26 protein-coding genes and 1 pseudogene are annotated in these 23037 nt (G+C 32.9%); 4 read left to right on the top strand and 23 right to left on the bottom strand.

Features of this window, described 5'->3' with window-relative positions; genetic code table 11:
• Window positions 1-16 precede the first annotated feature (16 nt).
• From E4N78_RS04405 to E4N78_RS04390, 4 genes are all read right to left on the bottom strand, one after another.
• Complete coding sequence (locus E4N78_RS04405) at window positions 17-508, bottom strand: hypothetical protein (RefSeq protein ID WP_255811841.1); 492 nt, start codon at window positions 506-508, stop codon at window positions 17-19.
• The gene (locus E4N78_RS04400) at window positions 498-704 is read right to left on the bottom strand and encodes a MerR family transcriptional regulator (protein WP_155238380.1); all 207 of its coding nucleotides are present in this window, start codon (window positions 702-704) and stop codon (window positions 498-500) included. Before E4N78_RS04400 ends, E4N78_RS04405 begins: the two co-directional genes overlap by 11 nt.
• Window positions 705-998: 294 nt before the next feature.
• Window positions 999-1739, bottom strand: coding sequence for a hypothetical protein (locus E4N78_RS04395; protein WP_255811840.1), 741 nt, complete (start codon window positions 1737-1739; stop codon window positions 999-1001).
• Between the two features lie 3 nt (window positions 1740-1742).
• Window positions 1743-2168: a hypothetical protein gene (locus E4N78_RS04390; RefSeq protein WP_255811839.1), complete on the bottom strand. Its 426-nt coding sequence runs from the start codon at window positions 2166-2168 to the stop codon at window positions 1743-1745.
• Between the two features lie 129 nt (window positions 2169-2297).
• Here E4N78_RS04390 and E4N78_RS04385 point away from each other — a divergent pair, with 129 nt between their 5' ends.
• From E4N78_RS04385 to E4N78_RS04370, 4 genes are all read left to right on the top strand, one after another.
• The gene (locus tag E4N78_RS04385; protein WP_255811838.1) at window positions 2298-9176 is read left to right on the top strand and encodes a MuF-C-terminal domain-containing protein; all 6879 of its coding nucleotides are present in this window, start codon (window positions 2298-2300) and stop codon (window positions 9174-9176) included.
• A 212-nt stretch (window positions 9177-9388) separates the two neighbouring features.
• The gene (locus E4N78_RS04380; protein ID WP_255811837.1) at window positions 9389-10960 is read left to right on the top strand and encodes a DUF4116 domain-containing protein; all 1572 of its coding nucleotides are present in this window, start codon (window positions 9389-9391) and stop codon (window positions 10958-10960) included.
• A 73-nt stretch (window positions 10961-11033) separates the two neighbouring features.
• Window positions 11034-11975: a hypothetical protein gene (locus E4N78_RS04375; RefSeq protein WP_010691781.1), complete on the top strand. Its 942-nt coding sequence runs from the start codon at window positions 11034-11036 to the stop codon at window positions 11973-11975.
• Window positions 11965-13077, top strand: a complete 1113-nt coding sequence (locus tag E4N78_RS04370) for a JAB domain-containing protein (protein ID WP_255811836.1) — start codon at window positions 11965-11967, stop codon at window positions 13075-13077. The genes E4N78_RS04375 and E4N78_RS04370 overlap by 11 nt, the downstream gene beginning before the upstream one ends.
• Before the next feature lie 115 nt (window positions 13078-13192).
• Here the strand turns inward: E4N78_RS04370 and E4N78_RS04365 are convergent, their stop codons facing one another.
• From E4N78_RS04365 to E4N78_RS04275, 19 genes and pseudogenes are all read right to left on the bottom strand, one after another.
• The gene (locus E4N78_RS04365) at window positions 13193-13513 is read right to left on the bottom strand and encodes a hypothetical protein (protein ID WP_255811835.1); all 321 of its coding nucleotides are present in this window, start codon (window positions 13511-13513) and stop codon (window positions 13193-13195) included.
• Between the two features lie 58 nt (window positions 13514-13571).
• Window positions 13572-13847 carry a hypothetical protein gene (locus E4N78_RS04360; protein WP_255811834.1) on the bottom strand — a complete coding sequence of 92 codons (276 nt, stop codon included), beginning with the start codon at window positions 13845-13847 and terminating at the stop codon, window positions 13572-13574.
• Complete coding sequence (locus E4N78_RS04355; RefSeq protein ID WP_255811833.1) at window positions 13847-14053, bottom strand: hypothetical protein; 207 nt, start codon at window positions 14051-14053, stop codon at window positions 13847-13849. Before E4N78_RS04355 ends, E4N78_RS04360 begins: the two co-directional genes overlap by 1 nt.
• Window positions 14054-14058: 5 nt before the next feature.
• Window positions 14059-14220 carry a hypothetical protein gene (locus E4N78_RS04350; protein WP_255811832.1) on the bottom strand — a complete coding sequence of 54 codons (162 nt, stop codon included), beginning with the start codon at window positions 14218-14220 and terminating at the stop codon, window positions 14059-14061.
• An 11-nt stretch (window positions 14221-14231) separates the two neighbouring features.
• The gene (locus E4N78_RS04345) at window positions 14232-14369 is read right to left on the bottom strand and encodes a hypothetical protein (protein ID WP_255811831.1); all 138 of its coding nucleotides are present in this window, start codon (window positions 14367-14369) and stop codon (window positions 14232-14234) included.
• On the bottom strand, window positions 14370-15113 hold the full coding sequence (locus E4N78_RS04340) for a P-loop NTPase family protein (protein ID WP_255811830.1): 744 nt from the start codon (window positions 15111-15113) through the stop codon (window positions 14370-14372).
• A gap of 9 nt (window positions 15114-15122) precedes the next feature.
• Window positions 15123-16235 carry a hypothetical protein gene (locus E4N78_RS04335; RefSeq protein ID WP_255811829.1) on the bottom strand — a complete coding sequence of 371 codons (1113 nt, stop codon included), beginning with the start codon at window positions 16233-16235 and terminating at the stop codon, window positions 15123-15125.
• 16 nt (window positions 16236-16251) lie between these two features.
• Window positions 16252-17115, bottom strand: a pseudogene (locus E4N78_RS04330) (DNA-methyltransferase).
• Complete coding sequence (locus tag E4N78_RS04325; RefSeq protein WP_255811828.1) at window positions 17108-17467, bottom strand: single-stranded DNA-binding protein; 360 nt, start codon at window positions 17465-17467, stop codon at window positions 17108-17110. Before E4N78_RS04325 ends, E4N78_RS04330 begins: the two are co-directional and overlap by 8 nt.
• Before the next feature lie 18 nt (window positions 17468-17485).
• Window positions 17486-17821, bottom strand: coding sequence for a hypothetical protein (locus E4N78_RS04320; RefSeq protein ID WP_255811827.1), 336 nt, complete (start codon window positions 17819-17821; stop codon window positions 17486-17488).
• 12 nt (window positions 17822-17833) lie between these two features.
• Window positions 17834-18100, bottom strand: a complete 267-nt coding sequence (locus E4N78_RS04315) for a hypothetical protein (protein ID WP_255811826.1) — start codon at window positions 18098-18100, stop codon at window positions 17834-17836.
• A gap of 3 nt (window positions 18101-18103) precedes the next feature.
• Window positions 18104-18412 (bottom strand): HNH endonuclease, encoded by a 309-nt coding sequence (locus E4N78_RS04310; protein WP_255811825.1) that lies wholly within the window; start codon window positions 18410-18412, stop codon window positions 18104-18106.
• Window positions 18413-18425: 13 nt separating this feature from the next.
• On the bottom strand, window positions 18426-19076 hold the full coding sequence (locus E4N78_RS04305; protein ID WP_255812317.1) for a DUF5131 family protein: 651 nt from the start codon (window positions 19074-19076) through the stop codon (window positions 18426-18428).
• A 13-nt stretch (window positions 19077-19089) separates the two neighbouring features.
• Window positions 19090-20016, bottom strand: coding sequence for an ATP-binding protein (locus E4N78_RS04300; protein WP_255811824.1), 927 nt, complete (start codon window positions 20014-20016; stop codon window positions 19090-19092).
• Between the two features lie 144 nt (window positions 20017-20160).
• Window positions 20161-20403, bottom strand: a complete 243-nt coding sequence (locus tag E4N78_RS04295; RefSeq protein ID WP_255811823.1) for a hypothetical protein — start codon at window positions 20401-20403, stop codon at window positions 20161-20163.
• 49 nt (window positions 20404-20452) lie between these two features.
• On the bottom strand, window positions 20453-20725 hold the full coding sequence (locus E4N78_RS04290) for a hypothetical protein (protein WP_255811822.1): 273 nt from the start codon (window positions 20723-20725) through the stop codon (window positions 20453-20455).
• Window positions 20726-21190, bottom strand: a complete 465-nt coding sequence (locus tag E4N78_RS04285; protein WP_255811821.1) for a hypothetical protein — start codon at window positions 21188-21190, stop codon at window positions 20726-20728. It abuts the gene before it with no gap.
• Entirely contained in the window at window positions 21191-21478 is a 288-nt protein-coding gene (locus E4N78_RS04280; RefSeq protein WP_255811820.1) for a hypothetical protein, read from the bottom strand.
• A gap of 93 nt (window positions 21479-21571) precedes the next feature.
• Window positions 21572-23032: a flotillin family protein gene (locus E4N78_RS04275; RefSeq protein ID WP_255811819.1), complete on the bottom strand. Its 1461-nt coding sequence runs from the start codon at window positions 23030-23032 to the stop codon at window positions 21572-21574.
• Window positions 23033-23037: the final 5 nt, after the last annotated feature.

The raw sequence follows: 23037 nt of genomic DNA, 5'->3' as shown, positions 1-23037 counted from the left end.
GATACCACATTATACCTTAGTCCTCAAAAATAAACCAGTCAGCCGGATTGATTTTTGGTGAAAATTCCATCATCCTTTTAAAGGTTAAAATCCTTGTCTTGCCCGTTTTTAGCTTATATATGGCTTGTTTGTCAATTTTTAATTCTAAAAACTCATCTTTACTCAATTTTTCAAGCTTCTTAAAGCCGAGGGTGTTTTTTAGTTCTACCTTTTCAATCGTTATTGTCTTTATTTTCTTTGTCTTAGGTTTTGCCTCATCGATGCTTGTAAACCATAATATAGGGTGAATTACCTCACAAAGTGCAAGGATTATATAATATCCGGGGGCTCTTTCTCCGGTTGCCATTCGGTAAACATCGCTATTCGGAATATTATGCTCTATACAGAAAGAACGTAAGGTTCTCGCCTTTATTCTATCAATCATCATTTGCTGTGCATAAGAGATGTTTTCTAAACCTTCCGACGGTACTATTTTTATAAGCTTTTCTATGTAATACTCATTTGCCATCTTTTCTAGGCCTTCCTTTGCCACGGCGATTAAAGAATTTTTCAATATCGGATTCTGTATAAAGGTAGATTTTTCTTCTTCCATCTCCAATATATTTTACTCCGTTCTTTTCAGCCCAATTCGTAACATTACGCCTGTTTTCAGGCGGATTTTTCCTTTTACAAACTTCTTCTGTCGTATAATATCCGTCAATCATAGATATAATATACCACAGTAGAGTATTTTTGTCAATAGTTTTTATCGGCTTTTTTATGCTTCTGTGGTATAATTATTAATCACATTAAAAAAAATAGATTAAAAACTAAAAAAATTCTTTAAAGCGTAGGTAATACTTGATATAAAATAAGGTAATCGATGATATAAAAATAAACAGGCTAGAAATAATAGTACAATTTTTATAATCTTGAAAGCCGTGCCTATAATACTGCAGGCTTTTCGATGTGAGCGGCTTAGTCCGAAATCCCCAAAAGATATGATTATTCTGTTGTCTTCATTGTCGTTCCTGTTGAAAAACATAACCTCTCTCCATTTTCTTTTCAAATTCCGATACTCTGTTTATAAACCCTATGTTTACGGGCTCTTTTATTTTGCAGCCGATTGTAAGTTTTCCGGTTTCTTTATCGGCAGAATCAACTCTTATAGGCTCCGTAATTAAAAAAAGACAAAGTACAGGATTGATAAACATAAGTTTTATTCCTAAAACTGACGATATAAGAGTTAAACTTTCAACTGCTCCGGTTTGAAATCTCGGATAATAAAAGCTTATTCTTATACCGTGCATTGATACATCTTCAATTATACAATCATATTCAAATCCCGATATAACAACCCTTTGTTTTATATTATCCAATCCAAAAAGTCTATAATTTTCCCTGCCTACTTTTAGCCGTAGACCTTGCCGTTTTTCTGCAGAGCCGTATTTGTCCTTTAAAACATTAATTTTATATGAGATACTTAAAGGTAAAGGTTTTATAAAAAAAATTATATATTGCTTATAGTTTTGATCAAGTTTTTTTATTTTGCATGGTACTTTTATAAATTCGTCATCTGTTTTCAATATTTCAAGATATGCCGATTTACTTGTAAAATTATTATCAAGCCCTATATATATTCTCCAGCAATCATCATAAAATTGTACAGGTAAACAAACTACTTTTTTGTCTGGTACTATACTTATGTATACTGCTTTTATTTCTATATATTCCAATATTTCTTTTGTAATACTCAGCATATTTTACTCCTTAAATAATCCGTATTTTTTCATCAATAATTTTAATTTAAACCGATTTAACTTTTTTGAATCGGCTAAAATTCCCATTTCGTAATAAAATTCTTTTGGAAAATATAAATAAGCTTCTTGTGTAGTTTTTTTTAGATAATGAAAGGCATTTTTTGTAACATCAAGAGCTTTTCCCATACCTCTAAAAAGTATAGTTGCCGGTTTATCGGTACAAGGAAGCTGGACTTTCTCTCCGGCTCCTTTGGAATGTAATATATAAAGTCTTCGATGATTTGGATAGGTGTAATATAAGACTAAAATAGAACTGTCAGAAAAATGTAAATATAAATCGCCTCGGCTTGTTGTTTCCATATCAAGTAAAGCCCCTTCTGCAAAAACTGAAAATCCGTCTCTTTGTTTAACCGGAATAAAAACTTTCATGACTTATATTTTATCATTTAATATATTTTAATGTCAATATTGACAATACAACTAAATTAAGATAAAATATAGTTGTGCAAAAATAATTCCCCTTTTTTGCAACAACATTACAAAGATGAGGTGGCCATTATGGAAAAATATGATAGGGAAAATCTTGACTTTTATTCAAATCTACTGGACGAAATCAAACAAAACTTTAATCTTGACAACGAGGGTGCTGAGACTGCCTTACTTTTAATAAGGGAGAGGGCTTTATCACTTGAATTGTCTTTATCTGAATATATGAGAACTTATCATCCTCAAGGATTTTCCGAAAAAGATAATTCTTTAAATGACGAGTATAAAGGATATATCAAGTTTATAGGCGAAGATACTGCTTCTATCATTAAAACAGGTAAAACAGCCGATTTTTCTACTTTTACCCATGAAATAGCTCATAGTTTTAGACGGCAACTATCGGGAGAATTAAAGGAGACGGCAGAGAAAGCCTTTAAAGTTGAAAATGGACAGTGGACTCAAGTTCAAGAAGAAGCCTTTGCCGTAGGGTTTGAAGAATACATAAGGCTTCGTTTAACCGAAAATGAAGAACTTGAAAAGGTTTTTGAAAAAGGAAGCCTTTATATGCAGAGAGTCTATAACGGCCTTGACCGCATAATAGAGCTTAATCCTGAAATCATTAAAGTATATGATCAAATGTTCACACACGGCCGATTCCAATTTAATCAAGAGGAATTTGATAAAACCATTGATAAGATTGCAAATTTTAAAGATGAAACATCAAAATTTTCTTCTTCCCATGTATACCTTGGAATGACTCCACCTATTTATCAAGAATTGGGTTTTGAGCGGCTGCCTGTGATGGCTACTGCATTTCATTTAAAAACGGCTATGATGGAAAGAGGTAATGATCCAAATATAAACTATCACGGTATTCCTTCTGATATGATCAAACAAATACCTGAAGCTATTAAAAAGCCTTTGCTCATTATGCAGTCGCAGAACAAACAACATAAAGAAGATATAATAGCTGTTATTGAATTAAAAGATAAAGAAGGAAAGCAAATTATTGTTCCTTTTTCACCGAATAAAAAAGGATATTTCAATGATATTGAAATAGATATAAATCTTGCGAAAAGTATCTACGGTAGAAATAATTTTAATAAGTTTGTGCAAGATGCTTTCAAAGAAAATAGAATTTTATACTTAAACGAAAAAAGCCGAGAACTTACAATCCCGCAGGTACAATACCCACGCAACCATAAATCTCAGCTTCTATACAATAATATAGCAGAATATCATAAAGCTGTCAAGGAAAAAATTCCCGATTTTAATATTTTATATCAAAAACAAGCTTATTATTCAGGCGGACAATTTGAATTTGATTTCTTAAATGATCCTGAAAAAAAGGAAGAACAAAGGGTACAAGAAAAACCTATTCAAGCTCAAAATGAAAATAAGGTGTCTATAAATACGGAGAATAAGCAAAACACCGGTATTATCGTACAAACCGATAAAATAAAAATTTTAAACAATACCGAAATGGAGCGGGTACAATTATTTTTTCCTAAAGCTCCTGATGTAGAGATAAGGAACGATTTAAAATCACACGGCTGGAGGTGGTCGCCTCGTAATTTCTGTTGGCAGAGGCTTAACACCGAAAACGGTTTAAACGATGCAATTCGTATCTTTGACAAATGGTACAGGGAAAATGAAAAAATTATACTCAATAAAGAAGATTATAATAAGCCTACTGCAAAGAATAAAGAAAAGGTCTATAATGAAACTGAACAAAATAAGGAGAAGCAAAAGGTAGAAGAAAAATTCCCTGTAGCCGAAAAGCATGAAATGCCGCTTATTCAGAAAGATAGACATCCGCCGGTACAGGAAGTCGATTGGTATCAGGCTTTTGCAGGATCATGGAATACTTTTTATCCGAACGGCAGCGATTTTAAACCATATATTGAGGGTTATTATAAAAACTCAGAAAATCTTACTATAAAATATTACAACAGAGGGGTATCAAAAACCGATTTTGGCGCATTACTTGAGGGTGTCAATGATGTCGTATTTAATGCGGAGCATCTTGGAGAGAAAGCAACAGATAATTTTTTAAAGCGGTTTAAGAATTACGGCTTTTATCCTCAGAAACAGTATACCAATGAAAGAGGAGAGAGGGCTTTTATTCTGATGATTCGTGACGGATCAAAATCAGGCAATGTTGAAATGATTACCGATCGGAAAGATAAGCGGTTACAGTATACTGTATTAACAAAAGACGATGACGGAACGATACTTGAAAAGAAAATTTTTGATAAAAGTGATAATGCTCAAGCCTATATGGACTTTAAGCGAAGAAAATTAAATGGAGGAAAAGAATATGCAGGAAACACTGATCACAGAATACCGGACAGAGAACGGAACCGTAATACGGGAAACGGAGGAGAATGGAATAAAGACGAGGGAAGAAATACCGGCTTGGATGATAGAGGACTTAAGCAGGGAAGAACAGAAGCTATTGGAAGAAGTATCGATGAATCTTCAAGAGACGAAATTCCCGAAAGTTTGCATTATGGGCAAACAGAACGCAGTAAAGTGGGCAATAGCCATGAACCGCAAAATGGGCAGAGAAATAACGCAGCAGAATATCAAGTCATCCCTAATCAACCTAGAAATGGACTTATAGATGATGAGAAAAAATCTTTAAAAGAAGTAAAATCAATTCGTGAAAAATGCCTTAATCTTCTTAATTCTAAAGAGGATCATGAGTTTACACAGGAAGATAAAAAGCTTCTTTTACAATATGAAGGTGGAGGAGGAACAGGAGAAGAAAACAGAAGCACATCAGGAGTGCTTTATGAGTTTTACACGCCCAACTCTGTTGTAAATAAGGTATGGGACCTTATAGATAGTTATGCTCCAAATGCAAAAACAGTATTGGAGCCTTCCGGAGGCACCGGTCGATTTATTCATGGAAGAGATAAAAATGAATGTACCTTAATCGAGCTTGATAAAACCTCATCACGCATTGCTTCTATATTGCATCCTAATGCAGAAGTTAAAAATCAAGCCTTTCAGGAGCTCTTTTTTAAAGACGGAGTTATCCATAAAGAAAACTATGAAGGTAAAAAATACGATGTTGTTATAGGAAATCCTCCTTACGGAGACTATACAGGTATTTATAAGGGAAAAGGCGAAGGAAAAAAGCACTCAAGATATGAGCAGTATTTTATCGAAAGAGGACTTGATACCTTAAAAGAAAACGGTATTTTAGCCTTTGTTCTTCCATCTTCTTTTTTAAGTAACGGAGAAAATGAAGGGAAACGTCTTATTGCCTCAAAAGGTGAATTGATAGACGCTTGGAGGCTTCCTGCAGGAGTTTTTAATACTACGGATATAGGTACCGATATTGTAATCATCAAAAAGGGACAGGGAAATATAAAGGATTTTTGCAGCGATACCTTCTTTTCCTTAAACCCTGATCATATTTTAGGAGAAGAAAAAGAAGTATCGGGCCGATTCGGAAAACCGGAAAAAAGAATAATTCCTTTTAACGAATATTCTACACAAGAAACTCTTAATCTTATTGTACCTCAAAAGAATATTTCTTTTACCGCAATAAAAAATATTACTGTTTCTAAACCTACAGAAAAAACTGAAAATCCAATAAAAAAAGCAGAGAATAATGAAGTTAAAGAAGTTAAAAATAATGTAGCGCAATCTTCCTTACTATCTGCCGGTGAATTTAGTTTAAAATATGGAAATGAAATAGATAAAAGAGAATTTCCTATATGGAAACTTACCGATTATGAAGGAAAAATAAATGAATCGGCAATGACTAAAGAAGATATTGATTTTATCAGTAAAAATCCCAATTATGTAAAGATAGACTCATCTTCGTGGATGCATATAGTAAACTATACAAAAGGTAATGTTTATGAGAAACTCGATGAACTTGAAAAGGAAGCCCATAAGATAGATTTTCAAGTTTATTTAAAACGAAAAAAACTTCTTCAAAATGCAATTCCTCAAAAAATACCTTACGAAAAAATAAACATTCCTGTTCACTCGTCGATTGCTCAAGAGTTTATAGTTGAAAGAAATCCTGATGGTACTGATGTAAATTTACAGGAAGGTTTTATTAAATGGGCGATCGGAGAGAAAGAGCAGGCTCAAGCCCAAGCAAATAATCTTAAAAATTATACAACTACTTATTATATCGATTATGAATATTCTCCATTAAATCAAAATGATATGCCTGAAAACATTGGCTGGTATGATATTATAAATTTTATTAACAAGGAACCTGTAAGGGCTAGGGCTGCGGATGGGATAGAAGAAAAAAAAGCGGCTCAAATAGAAGCTCAAAAAAAGAGAAACACACGCCGTGATACGGCAGAACTCCTTTTTAATAGATATATTCAAGAAGGTGTACCGCAACATTTAAAAGATGAACTTTGCGATATGTGGAATAGAAGGTTTAACGGGTATGTTAATCCGGATTATACTAAATTTCCTCTATTCGTTGAAGGTATGAATCGGTTTAAAAATGGTGAAGAATTTACTCTTTACAATCAGCAAATAAAAGGAGTTTCTTTTTTATCCAATAAGGGCAACGGTCTTTTAGCATATGATGTCGGAGTCGGAAAAACCGCTTGCGGTATAGTGTTTAATGTAAATCAAATACAGTCAGAAAGAGCAAAAAGACCTTTAATATGTGTTCCTAAGTCGGTTTATTCAAAATGGGTAAAAGATATAAAAGAGTTGTTTCCTAATATAAAGGTTAATGAATTAGGGAATTTCAGTAAAGATGTTCTAAACCCTTTTGCCGCCGATGATCATGGCCTTAATATCCCCGAAAAAAGTATTTCTGTTTGTACACTTGAAGCCTTGCAAAAGATTACTTTTATGCAGAAAACTATTGATAATGAAATAGCAGCAGATTTACTTGATGCAAGATTAAACTTAACCGGAAACGCTCGAACCGATGCTCAAGACAAAGAAAAGGTATATGAAATATTGGGAGGAGCAACACAGGCAAAGGATGAAGATTATATATTTTGGGAAAAAACAGGTTTTGATTCTATAACTGTAGATGAAGCTCATCGATTTAAGAATTTATTTACAGTTCCTAGATCCGTTAAAGAAGATGAAAAACAGACAGCAAATGAATTTGAAGGAATAGGAAGCGGAGTTCCTTCTAGAAGAGCTCAAAAGTTATTTGCAATCACTCAGCTTATTCAAAAAGAAAATGATGGAAGAAATGTATGTCTTCTTACAGCAACGCCATTTACTAATTCACCCACGGAAGTCTATTCAATGCTTTCATATGTTGCCCGTCAAAAATTAAAAGATATGCATATTTATAATTTAAGTGCTTTTTTAACCGAATTTGCAGAAACTAAAACCGAATGGGCCGTAAAACCTAAAGGAGATATTCAACCTAAACAGGTTATGAAAAACTTTAAGAATTTAAAGAGTTTACAAAACCTTTTAACCGAATATATAGATAAAGTAGATGCCGAAGAAGCAGGGGTTATACGGCCTGAAAAAAAGCCTCATGTCATAGAACTTGGAATGAACGATATTCAAAAGAAAATTATAGAGACTGAAACGAAAAGAATCCAAAACGCTTCTAAAGATGATCCCGGAGCTGTTCTTGTTGCAATGAATAACATGCGTATGGCTCTTTTATCTCCGGCCTTGGTTAATCCGGTATATGATTTTGAGCTTCCTCCTCCTTCAAAAATTGTTGAAAGCTCTCCTAAACTTACATTTGTCTGCGATTCTATAATTGCTTCTTATAAGAAAGAACCTCAAGGCGGACAGGTTATGTATATGCCGAGAGGTGTCCCGGAATTTTCTCATGTAAAAAACTATCTTGTTTCTCATGGAATACCAAAGGATGCTATCGCTTTGGTAAGTTCTTCTACAACCAATGCTCAAAAAGATAAAATCACGGAAGATTTTAACGATAAGAATAAAAAACTTAAAATAATAATCGGCAGTGAAACTATAAGCGAAGGCATTGACTTAAACGGAAATTCCTTTGCTCTTTATAATACTATGTTAGGTTGGAATCCCACTGAAAGTATTCAGGTTGAAGGCCGTATCTGGAGGCAGGGTAACGAGCAAGGACATGTTCATATAGTATATCCTGTAATGTATGATTCTATTGATTCTCTTATGCTTCAAAAACATGATGAAAAATCTTCCAGAATAAAGGATTTATGGAGTTACAAAGGAGATAAACTCAATGTTGAGCATATTCATCCTGAAGAATTAAAGTTTGACCTAATTAAGGATCCTATAAAAAAGGCTGATTTTCTAATTGAACAAAGAGTAAGTAATTTTAAAAGGGATATATCAATTATCAATATGAAAATAAAATCTATAGATGAGATTATTGAAAAAAGAAAGGAATATAAAAAAGAGGCCGCTTATTATGAAGTGAGAAATGATAAGAAAAAAATAACCTTTTTTAAAAATAGATTAGCTTCTCTCGATAAAAAGTGTAAATCTTTTGGAATTACGTCTGAAACTGAACAATATACAGTAATTGCAAAGCTAAATAAAGACAAACAAGAATTGGATGTAAAAATTGATGTTATAAAAAATGAAAAAGACGACTTTATCAAAAAATTCATTGCTGAAACCGAAAAAAGTCAAAAACAATTACTGCCTATTGATGAAATAATAAAGGATAATTGCAATAAAATTCTTAACGATTTATGCCCGATGGAAAAGTTAAAAGAGGAATATAAACTAAAAAATAATCAAGTCAATACTGTTAACAAAATTACCAATATAGACCGTTCTAAAGCCGGTATTCTCAAAAGAGAAACTGTACCGCTTAAAACCTATAAACAAGCTCCTTTTGAATTTATGGTTGCTGAAAAAAAGTCTGATTTTTTTGGTGTAAAGTCATCTCCAAACAATAAAAAAGAAGCGGTATGTTTTAATACAAAGGCTCCCATTCATAAAAAAATAGAAAATTCAATAGAAAGGTAAAAAAAATCTGCAAGAAAGAGTTTTTTTAGCGCTTTCTTGCAGAAAATTCATGTAGTTATTTTTTGTGGTAATAAATTAAGTATAACAATTTACAATAAATTTGTCAATATCTTATATACAATATTGACAAAAAGAGTTAAAGAATATATACTAATTATAGTGATTGATAAAAATTCCTTTTATCAAAATATATCACTTTTAAGGAGAAAATTATGGATGATTTATATACTTGGCAAGATTTAAAAAATCTTAAAAATCAACCTCCTGAAATGTGTATGGCTGCTGTTAGAAAAGATTGGCGGGCTTTACAATATGTCGAAAAACAAACTACCGAAATATGTATGGCCGCTATTGAGCAAAATAGTTATGCTTTACAATATGTTAAAAATCAAACCTCTGAAATGTGTATGGCTGCTGTTAGAAAAGATGGCTGGACTTTAGACTTAGTGAGAAACCAAACCCCTGAAATATGTATGACGGCAGTTAAACAAAAAGGCTGGGCTTTACAATTAGTAAAAGAACAAACTCCTGAAATTTGCATGGCTGCCGTTAAAGAAAATGGAGCTGCCTTACAACACGTAAAAAATCAAACACCTGAACTATGTATGGAAGCTGTTAAACAAAATGGGTGGGCTTTAAAATTTGTTAAAAAGGAATATCAAACTCCTGAAATTTGTGTGGAAGCTGTTAAACAAAATAAAGTAGCAATGGAATATATCACAAATGAGGCTCCGGAAATATATATAGCCGTTGCTAAACAAAATGGCTTAATTTTAAAATATATAAAAGATCCAACCCCGGAAATTTGCCTTGAGGCTGTTAAACAAAATAAACAAGCAAGTCAATTTATAAAAGAAGAGTTAAAACAAGATATATTAAATAAATATCAACAATATTTAACCTTACAAAATAAAGAGTCTTCAATCGATAAAAAATCCCTTTTTATCGATAAAAATAAATCAACATACAAGGAGAAAATTATGAGTGATTTAAATGAAAAAGTAGAAGGCAATTCTACACAAGTATTGGGAAAATCGGATCGTACCCCTGTAGAAAGGATTACAACCGATAAGTTTAAGCAGTTATTGGCTGCCGATAAACTTCCTTTTTTACCCAACGAAAACGGTTTTTGTAATGTAAAGGCTGTGAAAACTGCTGCAGGCTATGAGCTTAAAGGAGCGAATCAGCTCATTGCAAAAATGTATCTACATGAAAGAGGTGTAGATAATGACAATATTCTAACCTTTAGGCAAGCTCAAAATGCAAAAACTTCTATTCGGGCCGGAGAAAAAGGTTTTTACCTTTCTTTCTATGATAAGGAGAAAAATAGTAACACGGTAACCCGTTATTTTGCTGAAAGTCAAACTTCCAATCCTGATGTTCTTCCCTATCAGCCGGTAAAGGCTGAGTCCAAAAAAGAAAAGCATGTTCAAATCTCATCTGAGGCACAAGATTATATCACTAATTACCTCAAATGCGTTAATGAAAACAGAGTTTTTACCGCCTCTCCCGAAGTTGCAGCTGAGTTTAAAGAAAACTTTGCAAAAGAACTTGAAAAATCTCCTATGCAGATTTTCAAAATGGGCGACAGAGCCGCAAAAGAAATCTTTATCGAAACAGATAAAGGTAAAGAATGGCTTAAAACCGAAAAAGGACAGCAATGGCTCAAAACTGAAAACGGTAAAGACTTCTTAAAAACAAACCCTAATAAGGGCATTGATAAGGGAAAAGAAGTGCAAAAATCGGTAAAACCTATCGAGCGCGCTATTGCAGTTGAAAGGTAAGGTTTATTTTTAAGGATGGATTTCATATTCTAATATGAGTCCATCCTTTTTATTACTTTATAAGGAGTAAGTTATGCCTAGTTTAATGGACGGATCAATTAAAACTGTATGGGAACCTTATAAATACGGTTCTCCTGAAGATTATTATATTACTCAATTTAACTCTCTTTTACAGGAATGTTCAAGTAAGGATATTCTTCCTTTTTTTGACCATACAAAAAAAGATATTCCTGAAAATATGCTTAATCGAAGCATTATGAAAGATATAAATAAAGTTGCCGCCGAATTGCATTCGGCATCTACAGGAGCAGGAGGAAATACTTATATATTCGGAAAGGATGCTCTCGAACTGAACTTAAGTCTTGATACAACAAAAAATATAAGACCGTTACTTGTATGTGCTGATGGTAAATATTCAAGTATTCAACCTATTTTGCATGAAATGAAAGTTGCTGAATCCGGAGCAAAAACAAAGTATCAATTCATGTATAATCTTGAGCAATTTGATGAGCGAAGTCAAAAAATATTAAAAAAAGTCGCTAAAGAATATAGCCAAGAAAAAGAAACAAATAAAATTAAAAATGAAATTCAAAAAGATGCTAAAGAATTTTATAAGGATAATTGTAAAAATCCTGATAACCGAAAAAAAATGACTAATCTTTTACAGCAAAATAGAGAAGAAAATAAAAATCTACTTTCTTCGTTTGAAGCCGTTATGATTCACAATCTGGCTCAAAAACATGGCGGATTTGAACTAATAGGCGATAAATATATTAAGCCGGAAAATGAAATAGTGGCCAAGATGAAAATGCGTGAAGAAATTGACTCCAGTCTTAAAGCTATAGCCGATAATAAATTGAAACCGGATGCCTTAATGCGTTCTGTATTTAAAGGTCAGGAGACAGCTAACTTAATAATGAGTAAAGATGTTTCTTATGACCGTAGCCATGAAAAACACGAAACCATTAAGGCTAAAACTAATACGCATAAACTGGAGTATGGATATGGAAGATAAAAAGCCTCGTTTCCAACATGTTTTTTCGGCAAAAATAAGAGAACCGCCTCCTTCGGTTGATGAAATTATAGGTTTAAAACTATCAAATGCTGATAATTGTTTTAATTCAGAGTCTATAGAGAAATTAGGAGACATTCTATCTATTTATCGTAACAAAAAAGAAGAGACATTTAGATATTTGTTTTTAGACAAAGATTATAAAATAATCGAACATATAGGAATCTGTTCTCATAATCTAGAGAGCTGCAACGCTGCTCTCCAACCAAATAAACATTTTAAAAGGTTCCCATCAGAAGAACCTTTTTTAGATTTAATTTGTGAACATGTTAAAAAAAATGATCTAAAGCTTATTTTGGCTCATAATCATCCTTCCGGCAATGTCGAAGAAAGTTCAGAAGATGTTTTTCTTACTTTAAAAATCGAGTTAAAAATAAACCAGCTTGGAGATAAAAATAAGTTTTTAGGCCATATTATTTTAGATCATGGAAAATTTAATTTTTATACACCAAATAAAGGATGGGAAAATATTGAAAATTGGAATACAAGACTTATTGATAAAGATCCTCTATTTAAAAATAATATAAAATCTTACTATAATTATACTTTTACTTCTCCAAATGAAATTACAATATTACATGATATTGCAAAAAAATTAGATGCCAAAGAAAATTGGAATTTTAAATCTTTTACTCCTTTTTTTTGCGTAAATCATAATAATAATTTTGTTGCAGTAAAATTTATTGAAAATAAAAAAATTCTTGAAGCAGCCAATTCAGAAAAATCATTTTTGGATTTAAGAAATTCTCTTACACAAACTGCAAAAAATTTTGCCATTAAAGGATTTATTCCCGTGGTAGTAAATGAAAAGACAACTATACCTATTGATAAGATTGCTAGAAAAGATATTTTTATGGATGTTGTTCTTTTAAAGAATCAAAGACCTGTCGCATGGAGTGTCTCAGCTGAAAACACAAATTCTCATTATCCTCATTTCTTTGATTTTCCTTCTAGTGCAGATGTCAGTTTTGAACAATCTAAAAACTTTAAAAAAACTTATACTTCTAAAGAAATAAAAAAGAATTTCTTCTATGTTGAAAGATAATTTTTTACATTTTAAAATTAACCACAAGCTACACAAGCTCCACAATCAGTTCGGAGTTTTAGGCTCCTCCCTTTCATGTGGATTTGTGCATTTGTGGATAATTTTTTAAAAATATTTATACAACATCTTCACTTCGGATTAGAACTCCGTCTTTCCAGAACTCTCGATGTTTAAATCCGTTACTTACTCTTGCAGGACGATTTTCATCGTCTCTTGTAATAACTCCATCGGTTCTGTACTCTATAAAGCCAGGCCCTTCTACTGCGGGGTCTGGACTTTCATCTTCAAGTATAAAATTTGTAATCTTACCGTCATAGAATCGAATTACATGGTTTTCTATTATCCTTACTCCATATATTAATTTACCGTCTTCTGTGAACTCATCCTTTATAATAGGATTTTTTAACATTTCAATATTAAAATCTTTTAATTCCATTCTCTTTATCTCCTTATATTGTTATTTTATCATTAAAGCGATATAAATTACAAGGTATTTATTTTAACTTTTCGCAAGAAATAAATACTCCATTTTGCCAATATTCACGAATATTAAGATCGCCGCTTACTACGGCAGGATTTCCATGAAGACGCCCGTGTACCCAATATTCTAACTGTCCATCATCACATTCAATTGTTCCGTGTAAATAACCTTTATTATCAAACTGTAAAATACTTCCGTCTTTTAAGACTACATCATCAGTCAATATAAGGTTATGTTCATCCGTAAGCTGTGTGTTTTGCAAATGCAAAAATCTTGATATTGTATTCATTATTTTTCTCCGTTGTTTGTATTAATAAGATTAATTTCGTCGAATTCTTCCAGTTCATCCCTAACAGAAAGACATTTTTTGTTTACTATGTTTAGAATATTCCTTAAAAATGATTCCGTTTCAGGTAAAAAATTGATTTCCTTATTGTTTAAATCGCAGGCTATCTGTCTTGCTGTTTCGGGTTTTATATTCATTTTTATATCCATTTTTCTTACACTCCTTTTATAAGATGTGATAATAAAATAAACGCCAATAAGCATCCTAATGCTGCTTCAATGATTCTAATTAAAAAAATCAATAAGAGATTTGAAAGTTTTTTAAAAAACTTATCTGTAGATTTTATAATATTCATCATGTCATACTTCATTTTCATTTTTTTCCTCCTTATTTTAGTAAGTATGTTATATGTCCTCGTAATAACCGTCTAAAGCCTTTTATGGCTTTACAGACTCCAACAGTCTTTCTTGAGATAGTTTTATCTGAACTATCTTTTTTCATTGATTTCTCATCTTCATTTTTCATTTATTCACCTCTTAAATTTGGTCTATAGCTATCCCAGTCAAATTCAAAACTTTGACCGGCACATTGCCACCTGTTTATTATTGATCCGTCAAATGTCTCCTTAAGCCAGTTCCATGTAAAATTCCCTGCCAATGCTAAGGGTTTATGCCTTTCATATCTTTCTCGTATAATAAAAGATAGATGCTCTATTCTGTCTTTATCAGGCCCTTTTTCTATTTCATCAATGGCTAAAAAAGGAATAGCACAGAGTTCTTTAAATATTTCTTCTTCGGAATATTTAGCTTTTGGAGAATAACTTGACTTTATTCTTAAATTAAGCCATTCGTAAGTTGTATACTTACCGCCTAATTCTTTTACCAATGCACTTAAAAGCTTCGATTTTCCCGTGCCGCTGTTGCCGTAAAATACCAAGCATTTTCTTCCCGGTTTTTTTGCAAATCCTTTAATGGCTTCAAGATGAGTTTTTGCTTTATGAGTAGGAGGAAAAAAGTTATCAAGGGAAGCTTCATAATGTTCTTCGTATAGTCCCATTGCTTCTAACTTTCTCATCTTTTCGATAGCAGCTGTCTGACGGGCTTCATTTATCCTTTCACAATAAGGACAAACGGCTTTATCCTCAGCTTCTCCTTTAAAAACATCAACTTCTACATTTCCATGACTAGGACAATAAATAATTCTTTTTTCAAGCATCTTACTCATAATTTTTTTAGAAAATATTTCTCCTGTCATTATTTTTTTCGTCATTCACCCCTCCTAAAACGGTATTGTTTCAAAATTTTTTACCCAGCCGTTATTATAATCTTTAGCTTTTTTAGATCTTTCTTTTTCGAGAATAAAATCTTCAAGATTAAAATTTTCAGGTAAAAACTTTGATATTATTTTATTTTGGCAGAACCTGTCAAAAGGCAAGACAGCCTTCCACCAAGTACTTTCTTCACGCTTTAAAGCAAGAACTTTTGCGTAATTTTCACAAGAACTTAATAAGGCTTCTAAACTTACATAAAGTTTTTGATCATAAAGCATTGTAATACCTGTAATAAAATCAGATTCTAAAAAGTCTTTAAACTTTGTATTCGGTTTGATATTGCAAGACAAAAAGACTTCATGAATTTTTTTTGCAGTAAGTAAAAACTCTTTCTCTCTCTCATTTTTTTCTGAGTTTAACTCTTGAGTTGTAAATTCAAGTTTTTCTGATAGATTCTCTGATAGAGGCTCTGATAGAGAGAGTGGTTTATGTATGTAATTTATGATGTGGTTTATGTTACTAATAGAAAGTGGGTTTTGACCACTTTCTTGGAAAGTGGGAATTTCCCACTTTGGAAAGTGGGTTTTCCCCACTTTCGGAATTTCCGACTTTCTGAAATTCCTACTTTCGCCCTTGTTTTCTTTCTCTCTTTGATCCTGATTATCAGAGTTATCATCAGACGGTTCTTCATTGGATTTAGGCTCTTCTTCATTATCAGAAGGTGTATCATGCTCTTTATCTTCCGGTTTGTCATCTCCTTCTTTTTCGCAAGTCCCAAGCAAGAACTCTATTAAGGTTTCCTGATTGACTTTATAATGCAATACCGGAGTGTTTCCTATTTTTTTTACCATAGTGGTAATCAAATTGAGTTCTTCAAGCTTTTTTTTAATGGCCATAGCCTTATCTTTTTTTATAAAAAGCTCTTCTTCCCATTCCTGATAGGTTTTATAAATCCATCCATCAGGATTGACTCCTTTCCCTGTCCAATAGATGAGTTGACCTAAAAAAAGAGCGGCACAATGGTCTCCTTTTAGCTTTTTAACAAGAAGAGTCGGTACGGTAAGGAGATTGTTTTGTCCGAATGTGTTTTTTAATAGATTAAAAATAGCTTGTTGTTTCATTTATGCTGCCTTTCCTTTATGAAGCAAAGAGACCCAGTCTCTTTTTATACAGAGGGGTATATTCTTCATTTATGTCTATTCCTATCCAGTTCCGGTTAAATAAAGCCGCTACTTCGGCTACAGTGCCTGAACCAAAAAATGGATCAAGGATTATATCTCCTTCACGGCTTCCTGCTAAAATACAAGGTTGTATCAAAGCCGGAGGGAAAACCGCAAAATGAGCTTCTGTATATGGATATGTCGGAATTGTCCACACGTCTCGTTTGTTGCGTTTACCACTATTGTTTCCCTTTATGCTTACTACCGGTTCTTTAATGGCTTCATTATCAAAATAGTATTTTTAATTTTTTGATAAAAGAAAAATATACTCATGGCTTTTAGTACATCTGTCTTTTACTGCTTCCGGCATGACATTAGGTTTATTCCAAATAATATCCTGTCTTAAATACCAGCCGTCATCCTGCAGAGCAAATGCAACTCTCCAAGGAACACCTATTAAATCTTTATGCTTGAGTTTCCCGGAAAGAGGCGTTTTTTTAATTATTCCTCGTCTTCTGCCTTTATGGTGTGCATCTTTATATTCTTCTTTAAGTCCATAGTCTATGCCTTTTGCGTTCCTGTTCTTGCCGCTTCCTGCATAACTATCTCCAAGATTAAGCCATAAGGCGCCATCATCTTTTAATATCCGCTTTACTTCACGGAATACATTGACTAAGGACTTAACATAATCCTCTACTGAGTCTTCTAATCCTATTTGTCCTTCTATTCCATAATCCCGTAAGCGAAAATAAGGAGGGCTTGTAACTACGCATTGAACGAGCTTATCAGGAAGAGAGGGAAGTATATTTCTACAATCGCCTATTAAAAGATTGTTAATCATAGTTTATTCCTTTATTATCCTTTTCAGGAATAGGTTTAAACTCTACATGTTCTGCAATTATTTTTACCTTGCTGCAGTTTTTACCGGCAGAGTCAGTCCATCTGTCTTGTTTAAGGCGGCCTACAACACGCACACATCTACCCTTAGCTCCGTTTTCATCACATAGCTTTGCAAGGTTTGCCCATGTTTCTACATCAAAATAAGATGTTTCTTGCATAAACTCATCACCTTTTTTGTAACTCCTATTTGCAGCTATGGAAAAATTACATGTAGCTGTTCCATTTGGTGTGATTTTAAAAACAGGCTCCCTAACCATGTTTCCTTCAATGATTACCGAATTTAATGTTTTCATTTTTTCTCTCCTTAATTTTTATTCTGTCATTTCTTTAAGTCTTGCTTTAAATCGTTTAACTGTTTCGCGACAACTAGAATCTGCTTCAATTAAATACTCTTTAATTGAGTATGCAAGATTTACTGCCTGATCTGTTTCTCCTTTTATAAGGAAATCACATAGACTTTCAAAATCATCGATAAGACTTACTCTTGCGGCCCTATACCATGTTGCTTGTTCAGTAAGGCTTTCAGGATTTAATATCGTTTCGCCTACAATATATTCTGTAGATTCTCCTCCCACTCCTACGAACATTTTGTTTTTTAACTCTTTTAATGTTTTTTCATTAAAGACTACTGGAAATGTTTGTTTCATTTTCTTATCTCCTTATAATTTTATTATCTCTTTAAAAAATACATCATTGCAATCAATCAATTTTTTTATTCTTAAAGGACTTTTTCTGATATATATTTTAAAGTCATTTTTTATAGTTCCATAATATTGTTTGTTTAAACAATAAAATGTAAATACTACTATAAAATTGTTTTTATTAAATTCTTTTATCTTGCAATTAGAATTATTACCTAATAAAAGAAGTTCAATATCCTGATACATTATTTTATTTTGAATAACATAAATTTTACCGTCACCCATGTATCATACCTTTTCTTGGAGTTTTTTTAAAATTTCCTCAACTTTCTTGGTATTTAAATAATTTATTAACGTTGCATAACCTCTAAAATGTTCTAAACTAGAACTTCCTTTTCGCAAATTACATCGGGCACAAACTGGTACAAGATTATCTTTCACATCTTCTCCCGCTCTATCAGGCTTTTCATCCCAGCCTCTGAATATAGGTTTTATATGGTCAATATGAAACTTATCCCCTAGTTCTTTTCCACAATAAGCACATTTACCTCCAAATATATTTTTAATTTTTTCTCTTTCTGTTTTAGTTAGTTTCATTTTGTATCCTTCTCTATTTCAATAATCTTTTTAGATTCTTCTTTTGTACTACTTTTGTGAAAGTTTCAAGTTCTGCAATAAGCTCTAGGATTTTTTCTTTCGGAGGCTCAGGCAGTCTGTTACGCTTTGGGTTTGAGTCTGCTCCGATGTTGACTTGTACAGGGTTGCAATGTTTTATCATTGTGATAAATTCCGGTAAGTCAAAATCCATAATAGGCTCAATGGTAATATATTTACGCTCTACTGGTATTTTTGCAAAGTTTAAAACTCTATCAATTATGGCAGGGCTGTTATTCATTATTGCCCTGTATATTCTATTTGTTTCTAAAGTCGTACATAAAGAAAAATATTCATTCAGCATTTGAAAAAACATTGCAAGAGCAAGATTATCAGTATTTTTAGTTTGTAACAGATATTCGTTTTCAGTGTGCTTTTTGCAATGTTCCAATGTTTCATACACCCAATCAAAGGGGATACTTTTAGCAAACATATCGCAAGAAGAACCGACAAAAATAAAATTATTCTTTCCTAAATCTGTTTTTAATTCTTTTTCGTCAAAATGGAGTGGTGGCTGTTTACCCCACCGTTTCATATAACAGTAAGAACACCCGTGTGGGCATTTACCCTTTATTGTGTTCCAAGTGTGAGTTATAAAATCGTACATATTTCCGGTCGATTTATTTAACGGCATTTTGTTTATCCTCTAAACTTTGATATAGTTTATCTCCCAAAAGCTGAATTATTTTTGTTACGACCTGTCTTTGTGATAAATTCTGTTCGTTAATACATTCTGTAATATCAATATCATTTATATAGTTTTCTGCATGTATCGCTTTGACATAGAAGCGGGCAAATTCTATATTGTTTTTTAATGACAATCTCTCTATTTTTTGCTTAATAGAAAAACGATTGAGAACAGCATCATCAATATCATTTAACCTATTAGTCGCGGCAATCAAAATAACATTATTCGGTAACATATCAAGTTCCTGCATCAATGTTATCGTAACCCGTGATAACTCTTTTTCTGCTCCGTCAGCACCGTTGCGGCTTCCTGCTATACAATCTATTTCGTCAAGCATAAGAATGCATTCATCTTTCTTTGCGTAAGAAAATACGCTTGCAATATTCTTAGCGGTTTTACCTAATGCAGAATCAACTAGATTTGAAAAATTAAGATAAAATAACGGTAGATTAAGTCTATATGCTACATAGCGAGCAAATTCTGTCTTACCGGTACCGCTTTCTCCGTAAAGAATCGTTGAATTATGATAATGAATACGCATAGAATCCATTATCTCCGAGACGGCTTTCATTTTTATAATTGATTGTAAAACAGAATCAATCCAATTTTGATGCACATAATATCGTTCACAGATAAAGGTATCAGAAGGATAACAGATTACCTTATCTTCAATGTTTGATGGAAGTTTTACGGGTTGCTTCATAAGTTTTGTTTTCATCTGCGTAATAAAATCGGCATTTGCTTCTTTAGTATCATCATTTAAACATTTTGTTATGCATCTTCTGATCGAATATGATAAATATTCATTTTCAGTTATGAGCGTTTCTAAAAGTGCTTTTACATTTTTATTTAACGGCATATATTACCTCCTTCTATCTCAATGCAACGGTAATGCCGACAATTAACAAGAGTAACCCAATTCCACAAAATATAACTAACAGTAAAATCTTTAGAATGGTGATAATTCTTTCTGTAATGTAGTCAAAATCATAATCTTTCACTTTTATTTTCCCTTTTCATCAGTCCTATATTTTTTGCACACAGTGGAAAATCTCATTTCAGATGTGGCCTCAAAAATACAACCACACTTCCAACATTTCAATTCTACTATCGATTTATCAACAACTAGTCTAACTTCCTCTACATCTTTCACATCACCGCAACACGGGCATATAACATCTTTTTCGTTATTGCATTCAATATCGTGAAAGTCTTCGTATTCAAAATCGTCTTTATCTTTATACATTTGTATCTCCCTCTATCCTTTTAATCCTTTCTCCAATCCACCGCATAGGTCATATACCCAACCCCTTACATTTTTCTTCATATTCTTCCCAATCTAAATTAATACCGCACTGAGGGCATTGAGCTATTCTGCTGTGATAAAGAGATAGTTCTTTTCCTCTGTTTGCAATATTACAAATGGGACAAAAACATTTAATCGAATCAAAGGTATCAGATATAGGATCATAATGTGTATAAAGAACAGGCTTTACTTTTATTATTAATTTAGGAAAAATGCTATCGTTGTCTTCTTGCTCTATAATAGTAAAATCAATATCAGTCATTTACTCCTCCACCAATTCCCCGCAAGGGCTGCCGTCGTCAAAAGTATAACTTTCAAAAAGTTGTTCAAATGTTAAATACTCAAGTCCATATCTTTTTTTTATGATAACTCTATTATCAAAAGATATGCCTATTATTATACCTTCTTGAGCACCTTGTTTTGTTTTGATAAAACCTTTACATTTTACGGACGCTTTTTTTATATTTTCCATATTTGAAAAAGGCTTGTACTTCGGCTCATCGGGCGGTTCGATGAGATAGGCGTAACAATATGCACAATCATTACCTACGAACAAGTCATCGCCACTATTGTTATGTAATCTGTAAAATGTTTCAACACGATAAGTGTCTTCTTCTACTTTTCTCCGCAAGCCTTTTACAGTGTCTGCAAAAATACACTTACTCCCAATCTGCAATTCATCGGCATTAACCGCCGTGTAAACTCTTGATTTGTCAAATTTCATCATTTACTCCTCCACATCTTCAGGTTTTATTTTTTTTCCACAAAATGGGCAAAAGTCAGGGAAATAAGAACCTTTTCGTTTTTTAAACTTTGAATATTGCCCATTTTTCTTTTTTAGAAGAAATTCAATCATTAAAGCGGGTGGAAAAAAAATATATTTGCACTGCTCCGAATCTAAAGTTACACCGATTTCCAGGTTGGCAAAACTCCAATTACCTTTCCCGTATTCTTTATCAAACGCTTTACATAATTTAGCGTAACATTCTTTGCACCATACTTTATCAATTGTCATGCTTACCGCCTTGATGTTTCTTAGTATTCATCATCATCATCCATTTTTTGCAGGATAGCTTTTATACTATCCTGCACTTATTCTTAATTTATTTTATGTATCCTTATTGGCCATTTTCCCACCTAGAAAACCGCCTACAATTGACTTCACATCAAAGCCTACTGCTTCACTTGCTCCATCCAAAACTTGATTAGCGGTACCAATAATGTCTTTCATCATTTTGGTATTGTTTCCATCTCCGTACATAACAATCTTTTCTACCTTTGAAAGAGGTTCTGCAAGATTTTTTGCGACTTCGGGTAATGCATTGAAGTACATTTCCAAAATTGCAGCTTCCCCCATCTTTTTCATGGCTTCAGCTTTTTTGTCGATACCTTCTGCTTCACTTAATACCTTAGCCTTAATTCCTTCGGCCTCTGCTAAAGCTTTAAGTTTAATGGCTTCAGCCTCAGCTTCACCTCTTGCCTTTATACCTTCTGCTTCTTGTTGTGCCGAGTATTTTGCGGCCTCAGCTTGAGCTTTCAATGCTTCGGCCTTTTGTTTTTCTTCGTACACGGCCGCTTCTGCAGCTTTTTGACGGGTGTAAAGTTCTGCATCTGCTTTTTGTTGTGCTTCAAATTTTTCTGCTTCTGCTCTTTTCTTTATTTCAGCGTTAAGAGCCTGCTCTACGACTTCAACTTCTTTTTCTTTTAAAATAATAAGCTGTTGTTGTTTTGCAATTTCAGCCTTAACCGTATTTTCTTCAATTGTTTTTCTCTGCTCTTGTTTTTGAATTTCTCCGGCAGCATCTGCCTCAGCTTTTTTTGTATCACTTTGCTTTTTTAACTCAGCTTGTTTTATGACAAGTTGATTTTCACGTTCTGCTATTTCTTGTGCAGCCTTTACTTTGGCTTCATTTGCTTGACTATTTGCATTTGCTTGAGCCTTGGCTATATCTCTTTCAGCTTCAGCACGCGCTATTTGAGCAGATTTTCGTATTTGTTCGATATTATCAATACCCAAATTTGCAATGACTGATTCATCATCGTTAAAGTTTTGAACATTAAAGGAAATAATATCAAGTCCCATTGCAGCAAGATCGGGCTCTGCATTGTTTTTTACAAGTTCCGCAAATTTTTGTCTGTCATTTACCATTTCTTTCAACGACATTTTACCGACTATTTCCCTCATATTTCCTTCCAAAACTTCACGGGCAATAGCTCCTATATTTGTCGGATTGAGATTTAGAAAGTTTTTTGTAGCCTGCTCAAGCTTTGTTTCATCAGTAGATATTTTAATATTAACAATTGCATCTACCATGATGTTGATATAATCAGCTGTAGGCACCGATGATGAAGTTTTTACATCAATGGGTATAAGTCCTAAAAATAAATAATCCGCTCTTTCAAAGAATGGGATTTTTATTCCTGCCCGTCCGATTAAAAAACGCTTCCGTTTTTTAAGTCCTGAAATAATAATTGCTTCATCAGGGGCAGCTTTTAAATACCCTGTAAGAATAATTGCAATTACCGTAATTGTTGCGATTGCTATTATCGCTATCGTAAAAATGTTCATAAGGC

The sequence above is a fragment of the Treponema denticola genome, assembly GCF_024400535.1.
Classification (GTDB): Bacteria; Spirochaetota; Spirochaetia; order Treponematales; family Treponemataceae; genus Treponema_B; species Treponema_B denticola_C.
This window is presented reverse-complemented; position numbering and strand designations above follow the sequence as displayed.

What these genes read in the sequence shown, in the direction of transcription:
- E4N78_RS04405 (WP_255811841.1), bottom strand. Translation starts at nt 508, where the DNA reads ATGGCAAATGAGTATTACATAGAAAAGCTTATAAAAATAGTACCGTCG.
- E4N78_RS04400 (WP_155238380.1), bottom strand. Translation starts at nt 704, where the DNA reads ATGATTGACGGATATTATACGACAGAAGAAGTTTGTAAAAGGAAAAAT.
- E4N78_RS04395 (WP_255811840.1), bottom strand. Translation starts at nt 1,739, where the DNA reads ATGCTGAGTATTACAAAAGAAATATTGGAATATATAGAAATAAAAGCA.
- E4N78_RS04390 (WP_255811839.1), bottom strand. Translation starts at nt 2,168, where the DNA reads ATGAAAGTTTTTATTCCGGTTAAACAAAGAGACGGATTTTCAGTTTTT.
- E4N78_RS04385 (WP_255811838.1), top strand. Translation starts at nt 2,298, where the DNA reads ATGGAAAAATATGATAGGGAAAATCTTGACTTTTATTCAAATCTACTG.
- E4N78_RS04380 (WP_255811837.1), top strand. Translation starts at nt 9,389, where the DNA reads ATGGATGATTTATATACTTGGCAAGATTTAAAAAATCTTAAAAATCAA.
- E4N78_RS04375 (WP_010691781.1), top strand. Translation starts at nt 11,034, where the DNA reads ATGCCTAGTTTAATGGACGGATCAATTAAAACTGTATGGGAACCTTAT.
- E4N78_RS04370 (WP_255811836.1), top strand. Translation starts at nt 11,965, where the DNA reads ATGGAAGATAAAAAGCCTCGTTTCCAACATGTTTTTTCGGCAAAAATA.
- E4N78_RS04365 (WP_255811835.1), bottom strand. Translation starts at nt 13,513, where the DNA reads ATGGAATTAAAAGATTTTAATATTGAAATGTTAAAAAATCCTATTATA.
- E4N78_RS04360 (WP_255811834.1), bottom strand. Translation starts at nt 13,847, where the DNA reads ATGAATACAATATCAAGATTTTTGCATTTGCAAAACACACAGCTTACG.
- E4N78_RS04355 (WP_255811833.1), bottom strand. Translation starts at nt 14,053, where the DNA reads ATGGATATAAAAATGAATATAAAACCCGAAACAGCAAGACAGATAGCC.
- E4N78_RS04350 (WP_255811832.1), bottom strand. Translation starts at nt 14,220, where the DNA reads ATGAAAATGAAGTATGACATGATGAATATTATAAAATCTACAGATAAG.
- E4N78_RS04345 (WP_255811831.1), bottom strand. Translation starts at nt 14,369, where the DNA reads ATGAAAAATGAAGATGAGAAATCAATGAAAAAAGATAGTTCAGATAAA.
- E4N78_RS04340 (WP_255811830.1), bottom strand. Translation starts at nt 15,113, where the DNA reads ATGACGAAAAAAATAATGACAGGAGAAATATTTTCTAAAAAAATTATG.
- E4N78_RS04335 (WP_255811829.1), bottom strand. Translation starts at nt 16,235, where the DNA reads ATGAAACAACAAGCTATTTTTAATCTATTAAAAAACACATTCGGACAA.
- E4N78_RS04325 (WP_255811828.1), bottom strand. Translation starts at nt 17,467, where the DNA reads ATGAAAACATTAAATTCGGTAATCATTGAAGGAAACATGGTTAGGGAG.
- E4N78_RS04320 (WP_255811827.1), bottom strand. Translation starts at nt 17,821, where the DNA reads ATGAAACAAACATTTCCAGTAGTCTTTAATGAAAAAACATTAAAAGAG.
- E4N78_RS04315 (WP_255811826.1), bottom strand. Translation starts at nt 18,100, where the DNA reads ATGGGTGACGGTAAAATTTATGTTATTCAAAATAAAATAATGTATCAG.
- E4N78_RS04310 (WP_255811825.1), bottom strand. Translation starts at nt 18,412, where the DNA reads ATGAAACTAACTAAAACAGAAAGAGAAAAAATTAAAAATATATTTGGA.
- E4N78_RS04305 (WP_255812317.1), bottom strand. Translation starts at nt 19,076, where the DNA reads ATGTACGATTTTATAACTCACACTTGGAACACAATAAAGGGTAAATGC.
- E4N78_RS04300 (WP_255811824.1), bottom strand. Translation starts at nt 20,016, where the DNA reads ATGCCGTTAAATAAAAATGTAAAAGCACTTTTAGAAACGCTCATAACT.
- E4N78_RS04295 (WP_255811823.1), bottom strand. Translation starts at nt 20,403, where the DNA reads ATGTATAAAGATAAAGACGATTTTGAATACGAAGACTTTCACGATATT.
- E4N78_RS04290 (WP_255811822.1), bottom strand. Translation starts at nt 20,725, where the DNA reads ATGACTGATATTGATTTTACTATTATAGAGCAAGAAGACAACGATAGC.
- E4N78_RS04285 (WP_255811821.1), bottom strand. Translation starts at nt 21,190, where the DNA reads ATGATGAAATTTGACAAATCAAGAGTTTACACGGCGGTTAATGCCGAT.
- E4N78_RS04280 (WP_255811820.1), bottom strand. Translation starts at nt 21,478, where the DNA reads ATGACAATTGATAAAGTATGGTGCAAAGAATGTTACGCTAAATTATGT.
- E4N78_RS04275 (WP_255811819.1), bottom strand. Translation starts at nt 23,032, where the DNA reads ATGAACATTTTTACGATAGCGATAATAGCAATCGCAACAATTACGGTA.